Below are 7,815 nucleotides of genomic sequence, written 5' to 3'. Positions count from 1 at the left end.
CAGGAGAAACACGGCATGAAGACCGATCCGAATGATCATCTGCGCATGGCCCAGCGGCGCAAGGCCGGCTTTGAGAAGAAGAAGGCCGCCGCCACCAAGGAAAAGGGCCTGCTGATCGTGCATACCGGCACCGGCAAGGGCAAGTCCAGCGCTGCCTTCGGCATGGGGCTGCGTACGGTGGGGCATGGCATGCGACTGGGGGTCGTGCAATTCATCAAGGGGGCGCTGTATACCGCCGAACGCGATGTACTGGGCAGTTTCGACAACTGCGACTTTTACACCATGGGCGAGGGCTATACCTGGAACACCCAGAATCGCGAGGCCGATATCGCTACCGCTCGTCAGGGCTGGCAACAGGCCTGCGAGATGATCGCCAGTGGCGAGTACGACATGCTGATCCTGGATGAACTGAACGTCATTCTCAAATACCAGTACCTGCCGCTGGACGAGGTCCTGGCTACGCTGGCGGCGCGACCGGCCAGCCTGCATGTGGTCATCACCGGCCGCCATGCACCCGAGGCGCTGATCGAGGCCGCCGATCTGGTGAGCGAGATGCGGCTGGTCAAGCACCCCTATCGCGAGCAGGGCATCAAAGCCCAGGCCGGGGTGGAGTTCTGACATGCTGCGCCATTGCCCCGCCCTGATGATGACGGCCCCGGCTTCGCACCAGGGCAAGACCACGCTGACGGCCGGTCTGGCCCGCTACCACCGCGATCAGGGTCGGCGTGTGCGGGTGTTCAAGGTCGGCCCGGATTTTCTTGACCCCTACGTGCTGGAGCAGGCCTCCGGTGCCCCGGTCGAATCGCTGGATCTGTGGATGACCGGCGAGGCCGATTGTCGTGCCAGACTCTACCAGGCGGCGGCCGAGGCGGATCTGATTCTGGTGGAAGGCAGCATGGGGCTGTTTGACGGCACGCCCTCGTCGGCCGACCTGGCGGAGCGTTTCGGCTTGCCGCTGGTGGCGGTGATTGACGCGGCCGGCATGGCACAGACCTTTGGGGCCATCGCCCTGGGCCTCAGCAGCCTGCGCCCGGCGCTGCGCTTTCACGGCGTGCTGGCCAACCATGTCGCCGGCGCGCGCCACGCAGAAATGCTGCAACAGGGCATACCGTCCTTTATCCCTTACATGGGATATGTCGCCCGGCAAAGCGAGATGGGCCTGCCGGAACGGCATCTCGGTCTGGTGCAGGCGCAGGAAATCGCCGATCTGGAGGCCCGGCTGCAACGTGCGGCAGCACAGATGGCGAACACCGGCCTGGCCGCGCTGCCGCCGGCCGTGACATTCGCCCCCGTCGAACAACCGGCCATCCGGCCGCACCTGACGGGGTGCCGCATCGCCATTGCGCGGGATGCGGCTTTTTCCTTCCTCTATCCAGCCAATCTGCAATGTCTGCGGGCCATGGGGGCCGAACTGTCATTCTTCTCGCCGCTGGCGGATCAACCGCTGCCGGACTGCGATGCGGTCTGGCTGCCGGGCGGTTATCCGGAACTGCATCTCGCCCGCCTGTCGGACTGCCGCGTCACAGCGGCCGCTCTGGCACAGCATGTCTCGGCCGGCAAACCCCTGTACGCGGAATGCGGCGGCATGCTCTACCTGCTGGACCGGCTCACTGACCGTCATGGCCAGTCCGGCATGCTGCTCGGTCTGCTGCCCGGTCATGCCACCATGGGACAAAGGCTGGCCGCACTCGGGCTGCAGCAGGTCGAGCTGGATGGTCAGATTTTGCGCGGTCACACCTTTCACTACTCCAGCCTGCACACGGCACTGACACCGCTGACGCATGCCCGCCGGGCCAGTGGCACGCAAGCGGGCGAGGCCGTTTATGCACATGGCCCGATCCTGGCGAGCTATCTGCACGCCTGGTTCCCCTCCAACCCATTGGCTGCCAGCCGGTTGTTTGGCGGCCCCAGGACTGACTGATGCAGATTCCATTCATTGAGCCGATTGCCAACCCTGAGCTGGCGAACCGGCTTCAGGCCGCCATCGACAACAAGACCAAGCCGCTCGGCAGCCTGGGCAAACTGGAAACCCTGGCACGGCAGATCGGCCTGATCCAGCAGACCGCCGACGTGCAGATCACCCGGCCCGCCATGGTGATTTACGCTGCCGATCATGGCGTGACAGCGGAAAAGATTTCGCTCTACCCCGCCTGTGTCACCCGGCAGATGGTGGAGAACTTCCTGGCCGGTGGTGCCGCCAGCAGTGTGCTGGCGCGGCAACATGGCTTCGAAGTGCACATCGTTGACGGCGGCGTCGACCATGATTTTGCGCCGCGCCCCGACCTGATCGACTGCAAGGTGCGGCATGGCAGCCGCAATTTTGTTCATGAGCCGGCCATGACGCGTGCGGAATGCGAGCTGGCCATGCAGCGAGCCATGGCAGTGGTGGCCGGCCTCTGCGGCAATGTGGTGGCCTTTGGTGAAAAAGGCATTGGCAATACCACGCCGTCGGCGGCGCTGATGCACCTGATGACCGACATCCCGCTGGCACAGTGCGTCGGGGCAGGCACCGGACTGTCTGCCGCCGGCATCTCGCACAAGCAGCAGGTCATCGAACGTGCCCTGGCGCGTCATGGACGGCCGCCAGACCCGCTGGACATCATGGCCTGCTATGGCGGCATTGAGATTGCCATGATGGCCGCCGGCATGCTGCAGGCTGCCGCGCTGCGCAAGGTGGTGCTGATCGATGGTTTCATCGCCACCAGTGCCCTGCTGGTGGCACTGCGCCTGCAGCCGGCGCTGCTGGACTACTGTGTGTTCTCTCATTGCTCGGATGAGCATGGCCACGCACGCATGCTGTCTTTCCTCGGCGTTGAGCCGCTGCTGCATCTGAACCTGCGCCTGGGCGAGGCCACGGGCTGCGCGCTGGCCCTGCCCTATGTGCGGGCCGCCGTGAATTTTCTGCGCGAGATGGCCACCTTCCAGTCCGCGGCCGTGAGCGAGGCCACGCCGTGATGAACCCTTTGCGCCGATTTTTCATTGCCCTGCAGTTCTTTACCTGCATCCCGATCCCGCGCTGGGTAGGATTCGACAGCAACTGGCTGAGCCACGCGGCCGGTTTTTTCCCGCTGGTCGGTCTGCTGGTCGGCGCCCTCACCAGCGCCATCCTGTTGCTGGCACAACACTGGCTGCCCCTGCCGGTCGCCATTGTGCTGTCGATGGCCTTCAGCGCCTATCTGACCCGCGCCATGCACGAAGATGGTTTTGCCGACGTCTGTGACGGCTTTGGCGGGGGCTGGGAGCGCGAACGGGTGCTGGCGATCATGAAGGACTCCTGCGTCGGCAGTTTCGGCCTGGTCGGCATGCTGCTGATCTGCGGACTGAAATTTGTCAGCCTGAGCCAGCTGCCCGCAGGCGGGCTGCCGGCCGCCCTGCTGCTGGCCCATCCGGTTTCCCGCTTCATGGCCACCCTGCTGATCTGGCGCCTCGACTATGCCCGCAGCGGTGACAGCAAAGCACGCGCGGTGGCACAGCACATGAGTCATGGCGATTTTGCCCTGGCCCTGCTCAGCGGCCTGTTGCCCGCCTTGTGGCTGGCGCACTGGCTCGGTCTGCCGGCACGGGCCCTGATGCTGGCTGTGTTGCTGGCCGCCGTGAGCACGCTCTGGCTGGCCCGACTGTTCGTGCGCCGCATCGGCGGCTACACCGGCGACTGCCTGGGCGCCGTGCAGCAGGTCAGCGAAGTCGCCCTCTATCTTGGCCTGTTGGCCGCACTACCTCATTGATCCTTATAACAACTTCAGGAGCAGACATGCAGATCCCCTATATCAAACCAACCCACGATCTGGGACTGGCTGAAAGACTCAAAGCAGCCATCGACAACAAGACCAAGCCGATCGGCAGCCTGGGACGTCTGGAAGAACTGGCCAGCCAGCTCGGTCTGATCCAGCAGCGCGTGGAAATTGAACTGAACCAGCCGGCCATCCTGGTCTTTGCCGGCGACCACGGTGTCGTGGCCGAAGGCGTGTCGGCCTATCCTCAGGACGTCACTTGGCAGATGGTGGAAAACTTCCTGGCCAATGGCGCCGCCATCAACGTGTTTGCGCGCCAGACCGGCTGCGCCCTGCATGTGGTGGATGCCGGGGTGAACCATGATTTTGGCGTGCGTGATGGCCTGATCGACCGCAAGGTCGCCCCCGGCACGGCCAACTTTGCCCGGCAAGCAGCCATGACGCCCGAGCAGTGTGCCCTGGCACTGGAACGCGGCATGTCGCTGGCCCGTGACATCCCGGGCAACGTCATCGGTTTCGGTGAGATGGGGATCGGCAATACCACGGCAGCCGCGGCACTGATGCACGTACTGACTGGTTCACCGGTGGCCGACTGCGTCGGTGCCGGCACCGGACTGAGCAGCGAGGGCATTCTGCACAAGCAGAAGGTGATCGAGGCTGCCGTGGCCAGGCATGGCAAGCTGTGCGACCCGCAAAGCGTGCTGGCCACCTTCGGGGGGTTTGAAATCGCCATGATGGCCGGCGCCATGCTGCAATCGGCTGCCATGCGCAAACTGCTGCTGATCGATGGTTTTATCACCAGCAGCGCCCTGCTGGTGGCGTCACAGATGGAACCAGCCATTCTTGACTACTGCGTGTTCGCCCATGCGTCGCAGGAGAACGGCCACGCGCGCATGCTGGCCAGACTGGGTGCCAAGCCGTTGCTGCACCTCGACCTGCGCCTCGGCGAAGGCACCGGTGCGGCACTGGCCCTGCCTATCGTACAGGCCGCGGTGAATTTCATGCGCGAGATGGCGACCTTCCAGTCTGCCGCTGTCAGCCAGCAGTGCCAGTAAGCGTATGGCACTGTGGTTGATTCGACATCCTCGCCCCGAGCAGGCGGACGGCCGCTGTTATGGCCGCAGTGACCTCGGGGTCAGCGATCAGGCCCTGACAGAGGCAGGGCAGGCTCTGCGGGCAGCGCTGCCCGCAGGCGTGCCCCTGTATAGCAGTCCGCTGCAGCGTTGTGCCCGGCTGGCCGAAGTCCTGGCCCCCGGGCAGGTGCTGTACGATGATCGCCTGATGGAAATGGATTTTGGCTGCTGGGAAAACCGCCTCTGGCAGGATATCAATCCGGCTGAGGTCGACGCCTGGACACAGGATCTGCGGCATTACCGGCCTGGCGGGGGCGAAAGCCTCTGGCAGATGACCGGCCGGCTGCAGTCCTTTTGCCAGACCCTGGCGGACGCCGGTATCCGGGATGCCGTCCTGGTGTGTCATGCCGGCGTGATCCGGCTGTTGCTGGCACTCAGCCAGGGGCTGCCACCCGAAACGGCGGCTCAGGGCATGCACCAGATCGGCTACGGCACCATGCTCACCCTGTCATCCGACTGGCTGGGCCGGGAGAAACCATGTCTTGCACCTTGATCATGGGCGGGGCGCGCTCCGGTAAAAGTGCCCATGCCGAGTCGCTGGCACAGGCCAGTGGCAAGGAGGTGATCTATATCGCCACATCCCAGAGCGGGGATGTCGAGATGGCGGATCGCATTGCCCGGCATCGGGCACAACGACCGGCGCACTGGCTGACCGTGGAAGAGCCACTGGCCCTGGCCGACACCCTGCAGCGCCACAGTCGGCCGGACAATCTGCTGCTGGTCGATTGCCTGACGCTGTGGCTGAGCAATCTGCTGTTCGACCGTGACCAGCCATACCCGGAGGTCGGTCCGATTGCCTTGCCGGCACGCTTTGGCGAACAACGCCAGGCCCTGCTGCAGGTCCTGCCGACACTGCCGGGCGAGGTCTTGCTGGTCAGCAATGAAGTCGGCATGGGGATCGTTCCCTGGGGCGCAGTATCACGCACCTTTGCCGATGAGGCCGGTCGGCTGAATCAGGCGGTGGCACGGCAGTGCCAGCAGGTGGTGATGCTGCTGGCCGGTCTGCCGCTGGTGCTGAAAGGGCCCTGAGCCTTACTCCAGCCAGAGCGGATGGGTCTGCCCGTCCGCGCCCACCGTTCCTTCCGGCTGGCTGACCAGCGGCGCCACCTCGCTGACCTGCAGCAGGATCACGCTGTCGATCGGCCACTGGCCTGCGGTTCTGGCCAGCAAGGGGCGTCTGACATCGGCAAAACGTGCATCCTCCGGACCGACCAGTTGCGCACGCCCCTGAAGACGCAAGCCGCTCAGGCCGCTCTGATCGAGCAGACTGACACTGGCTTGCTGATTGTGCCGGACGTTGTTGACCGTTTGTGCCGAGGCAATATTGGCAATCACCAGGTCGGCCTCCCCGTACGGGGCAAACACGGCCTTGGGGCTCACCATCGGCCGACCCTGCACATCGACCGAGGCCAGCCAGCACAGGCGGGTTTGCTCGACCAGGGTACGAAATGCTTGTCGCTGCATCGACATCTCCTTACGCAATTATCATCAAAGATGAAAAAAAGGTAACAACATACCCATAGGCAGTCGCAAACTGGACTAAGTTCCGGCAGGCAGTTCAGGCATCTCCATTCATCATCAAGGCTTAAGCCCCATCGGTTTGAACCAGAGGGAACCTGTGATTGAGGAGGCTTGCCGATGCGACGGCCCACCATGCCCATCCTGACCCGACTGCTGTGCGGGCTGTCCCTCCTGCTGCTGTCCGCCCGGCTGCCGGCCGGCGAGACCCATACCTTTCTGCGCTGCTACTACAAACAGGTCGCCGGCAATCAGAACCCGGAGACCGGCTATGTCTGGGCACAGGACCCCGCGGGTAACGATTACCGGGTCTACGGTCACTGGGTACGCCAGGGCAAGCCCAGCTGGGTCAGCATGTTTTACAGCAACAGCACACCGGGGGCACTGGAGGCGGCGTGCCAGGCAACGCTGTCGCGCCAGCACAAGCCGGGACCGCTGGTCATGCTGGCCGCAGCGGACAAGCGGGCCTCTTACAACTACACCATCTGGACCCGGGAAGCCGCGCTGCCGCTCGCGGCGGGTCAGCGCTTTAACCGTCTGATCAGTTTCGGCGACAGCCTTTCTGACACTCAGAACCTGTTCAGTGGTTCGCAGTGGATCATGCCGGACAGGCACAGCTGGTTCATCGGCCGCTTCAGCAATGGGCCGGTGTGGGTGGAACACCTGGCCCGCATGCTGGGACTACCGCTGTATAACTGGGCAGTCGGCGGGGCCGCCGGAGAGCGTCATCTGGTGGTTCCCGGCCTGGTGCAACAGGTAGATTCGTGGCGCGGCTACATGCAGGCCGATCCCGATTATCGCGCGGAGCAATCCTTGTTCAGCGTGCTGATCGGGGCGAATGACCTGTTCAACTATGGCCGCACCCCCTCGGAGAGCATCGCCGCCATTCGACAGGCACTGCAGACGCTGGCGGATGCCGGTGCCCGGCATCTCCTGCTGCTGAATCTGCCGGACCTGAGTCGCACACCGGCGGCCGCGCATCGTGACCGCCTGCTGCTGCGCCAACAGGTACGCGACTTCAATCACCAGCTGGCCGGTCTGGTACAGACGCTGCGTCAGGGGCATCTGGCACTCGACATCACCCTGTTCGATACCGAAGCCATGTTCAATGACTTGCTGGACCGCCCCTGGTATTACGAGATGGACAATACGGCACAATCCTGCCTCGACCTGCCGGCGCATCCGCTGCTGCCCTACAACATTCGCCAAACCCTGCGCGCTGACTGTATCGAGGCCGATCGCTATGTGTTTTGGGATACGCTGCACCCCACGACGCGCACACACAAACTGCTGGCACACCATGTCCTGCAATTTGCCCGGCAACAAGGCATGTGGCTGGGCGGCGACAGGGCGGCGGCACCACAGGCCAATCAAATATTGCTGGACGAGCGCTAAGGCAGATTGAATAATCAGCCCCATCGCATCGCCGGAGC

9 protein-coding genes are annotated in these 7,815 nt (G+C 64.0%); 8 read left to right on the top strand and 1 reads right to left on the bottom strand.

Annotated elements, in window-relative coordinates:
* Positions 1 to 15 precede the first annotated feature (15 nt).
* Genes cobO through cobU form a run of 7 tightly spaced genes read left to right on the top strand, consistent with a single transcriptional unit; the run spans position 16 to position 5,893 of the window.
* The gene (gene cobO / locus AACH39_RS02400; protein WP_215776096.1) at positions 16 to 618 is read left to right on the top strand and encodes a cob(I)yrinic acid a,c-diamide adenosyltransferase; all 603 of its coding nucleotides are present in this window, start codon (positions 16 to 18) and stop codon (positions 616 to 618) included.
* A 1-nt stretch (position 619) separates the two neighbouring features.
* The gene (locus AACH39_RS02395; RefSeq protein WP_338620808.1) at positions 620 to 1,921 is read left to right on the top strand and encodes a cobyrinate a,c-diamide synthase; all 1,302 of its coding nucleotides are present in this window, start codon (positions 620 to 622) and stop codon (positions 1,919 to 1,921) included.
* Positions 1,921 to 2,955, top strand: a complete 1,035-nt coding sequence (gene cobT / locus AACH39_RS02390) for a nicotinate-nucleotide--dimethylbenzimidazole phosphoribosyltransferase (protein ID WP_338620807.1) — start codon at positions 1,921 to 1,923, stop codon at positions 2,953 to 2,955. Before AACH39_RS02395 ends, cobT (AACH39_RS02390) begins: the two co-directional genes overlap by 1 nt.
* Positions 2,955 to 3,725 carry an adenosylcobinamide-GDP ribazoletransferase gene (locus AACH39_RS02385; RefSeq protein ID WP_338620806.1) on the top strand — a complete coding sequence of 257 codons (771 nt, stop codon included), beginning with the start codon at positions 2,955 to 2,957 and terminating at the stop codon, positions 3,723 to 3,725. The genes cobT (AACH39_RS02390) and AACH39_RS02385 overlap by 1 nt, the downstream gene beginning before the upstream one ends.
* A gap of 26 nt (positions 3,726 to 3,751) precedes the next feature.
* Positions 3,752 to 4,786 carry a nicotinate-nucleotide--dimethylbenzimidazole phosphoribosyltransferase gene (cobT, locus tag AACH39_RS02380; protein WP_215776104.1) on the top strand — a complete coding sequence of 345 codons (1,035 nt, stop codon included), beginning with the start codon at positions 3,752 to 3,754 and terminating at the stop codon, positions 4,784 to 4,786.
* 4 nt (positions 4,787 to 4,790) lie between these two features.
* Complete coding sequence (locus AACH39_RS02375) at positions 4,791 to 5,357, top strand: histidine phosphatase family protein (protein WP_215776107.1); 567 nt, start codon at positions 4,791 to 4,793, stop codon at positions 5,355 to 5,357.
* Positions 5,342 to 5,893 carry a bifunctional adenosylcobinamide kinase/adenosylcobinamide-phosphate guanylyltransferase gene (cobU, locus tag AACH39_RS02370; RefSeq protein WP_215776111.1) on the top strand — a complete coding sequence of 184 codons (552 nt, stop codon included), beginning with the start codon at positions 5,342 to 5,344 and terminating at the stop codon, positions 5,891 to 5,893. Before AACH39_RS02375 ends, cobU begins: the two co-directional genes overlap by 16 nt.
* A 3-nt stretch (positions 5,894 to 5,896) precedes the next feature.
* Here the strand turns inward: cobU and AACH39_RS02365 are convergent, their stop codons facing one another.
* Positions 5,897 to 6,328 carry a pyridoxamine 5'-phosphate oxidase family protein gene (locus AACH39_RS02365; protein WP_215776113.1) on the bottom strand — a complete coding sequence of 144 codons (432 nt, stop codon included), beginning with the start codon at positions 6,326 to 6,328 and terminating at the stop codon, positions 5,897 to 5,899.
* A gap of 174 nt (positions 6,329 to 6,502) precedes the next feature.
* Here AACH39_RS02365 and AACH39_RS02360 point away from each other — a divergent pair, with 174 nt between their 5' ends.
* Positions 6,503 to 7,777, top strand: coding sequence for an SGNH/GDSL hydrolase family protein (locus tag AACH39_RS02360; protein WP_215776116.1), 1,275 nt, complete (start codon positions 6,503 to 6,505; stop codon positions 7,775 to 7,777).
* Positions 7,778 to 7,815 lie beyond the last annotated feature (38 nt).

This window comes from Paludibacterium flexuosum, assembly GCF_037076605.1.
In the GTDB taxonomy this organism is placed as follows: Bacteria; Pseudomonadota; Gammaproteobacteria; order Burkholderiales; family Chromobacteriaceae; genus Paludibacterium.
This window is presented reverse-complemented; position numbering and strand designations above follow the sequence as displayed.

Bases quoted from the DNA above. Each gene is read 5' to 3' on its own strand.
- cobO (WP_215776096.1), top strand. From the start codon at position 16: ATGAAGACCGATCCGAATGATCATCTGCGCATGGCCCAGCGGCGCAAG.
- AACH39_RS02395 (WP_338620808.1), top strand. From the start codon at position 620: ATGCTGCGCCATTGCCCCGCCCTGATGATGACGGCCCCGGCTTCGCAC.
- cobT (WP_338620807.1), top strand. From the start codon at position 1,921: ATGCAGATTCCATTCATTGAGCCGATTGCCAACCCTGAGCTGGCGAAC.
- AACH39_RS02385 (WP_338620806.1), top strand. From the start codon at position 2,955: ATGAACCCTTTGCGCCGATTTTTCATTGCCCTGCAGTTCTTTACCTGC.
- cobT (WP_215776104.1), top strand. From the start codon at position 3,752: ATGCAGATCCCCTATATCAAACCAACCCACGATCTGGGACTGGCTGAA.
- AACH39_RS02375 (WP_215776107.1), top strand. From the start codon at position 4,791: ATGGCACTGTGGTTGATTCGACATCCTCGCCCCGAGCAGGCGGACGGC.
- cobU (WP_215776111.1), top strand. From the start codon at position 5,342: ATGTCTTGCACCTTGATCATGGGCGGGGCGCGCTCCGGTAAAAGTGCC.
- AACH39_RS02365 (WP_215776113.1), bottom strand. From the start codon at position 6,328: ATGCAGCGACAAGCATTTCGTACCCTGGTCGAGCAAACCCGCCTGTGC.
- AACH39_RS02360 (WP_215776116.1), top strand. From the start codon at position 6,503: ATGCGACGGCCCACCATGCCCATCCTGACCCGACTGCTGTGCGGGCTG.